This window comes from Kocuria sp. ZOR0020 (genome assembly GCF_000800955.1).
GTDB lineage: Bacteria > Actinomycetota > Actinomycetes > Actinomycetales > Micrococcaceae > Kocuria > Kocuria subflava.
The window spans coordinates 1-990 of sequence record NZ_JROX01000234.1 but is presented as its reverse complement, the minus strand read 5'-3'; the positions used below and the strand labels follow the sequence as shown (position 1 = coordinate 990).

2 protein-coding genes are annotated in these 990 nt (G+C 65.8%); both read left to right on the top strand.

All coding sequences use genetic code 11. The annotated features are described in order from the left end of the window. Position 1: 1 nt before the first annotated feature. Positions 2 to 361, top strand: a complete 360-nt coding sequence (locus L979_RS12295) for a helix-turn-helix transcriptional regulator (protein ID WP_006590980.1) — start codon at positions 2 to 4, stop codon at positions 359 to 361. Next, complete coding sequence (locus L979_RS12290) at positions 358 to 960, top strand: cadmium resistance transporter (RefSeq protein ID WP_016997609.1); 603 nt, start codon at positions 358 to 360, stop codon at positions 958 to 960. Before L979_RS12295 ends, L979_RS12290 begins: the two co-directional genes overlap by 4 nt. Positions 961 to 990 lie beyond the last annotated feature (30 nt).

Sequence of the window (990 nt, the reverse complement as noted above, 5' to 3'; positions counted from 1 at the left end):
CATGCTGACTATTGCTTCGCGTCTCGACGTGATGAACCGCCTGGGTCGTGCACTGGCCGACCCCACTCGATCCCGGATCATCTTGACCCTGCTCGACCATCCCGCTTACCCGGCGGAACTGGCCCGAGATCTGGACCTGACACGCCCGAACGTGTCCAACCACCTGGCATGCCTGCGCGATTGCGGGATCGTCGTCTCCGAGCCCGAGGGTCGTCGGACACGATATGAGATCGCCGATTCGCACCTGGCGCAGGCGCTGACGGCACTGGTCGATGCCACCCTGGCAGTGGACGAAGACGCTCCGTGCATCGATCCCGCCTGCTCGCTTCCCGGATGCGACGCAGCTGGGGAGGGCGCATGATCCTCACCTCGGTCTTGCAGGCGATGGGCCTGTTCGCAGCGACCAACATCGACGACATCATCGTGCTCTCCCTCTTCTTCGCGCGAGGGGCAGGCCAGCGCGGCACTACCGCCCGCATTCTGGCCGGCCAGTACCTCGGATTCGCCGGCATCCTCGGTGCCGCGGTCCTGGTGACCATCGGTGCCGGAGCATTCCTGCCCTCGGCAGCCATCCCGTACTTCGGTCTCATCCCTCTGGGCCTCGGCCTCTGGGCCGCATGGCAGGCCTGGCGCGGAGACGATGACGACGATGACGACGAGGCCAAGGTTGCCGGCAAGAAGGTCGGCGTGTGGACAGTCGCAGGCGTCACCCTTGCCAACGGCGGCGACAACATCGGCGTCTACACCCCTGTCTTCCTCAGCGTGGAACCTCTCGCAGTAGTCGCCTACTGCATCGTCTTCCTCGCGCTCGTCGCGGTCCTGGTGGCCCTGGCAAAGTTCGTCGCCACCCGCCCCCCGATCGCCGAAGTGCTCGAACGCTGGGAGCACATCCTCTTCCCCATCGTTCTCATCGGCCTCGGCATCGTGATCCTCGTCAGCGGCGGAGCCTTCGGACTCTGACGTAGCGGCAGCGATCCAAACGGCCCCGAC

What these genes read in the sequence shown, in the direction of transcription:
- L979_RS12290 (WP_016997609.1), top strand. Translation starts at nt 358, where the DNA reads ATGATCCTCACCTCGGTCTTGCAGGCGATGGGCCTGTTCGCAGCGACC.
- L979_RS12295 (WP_006590980.1), top strand. Translation starts at nt 2, where the DNA reads ATGCTGACTATTGCTTCGCGTCTCGACGTGATGAACCGCCTGGGTCGT.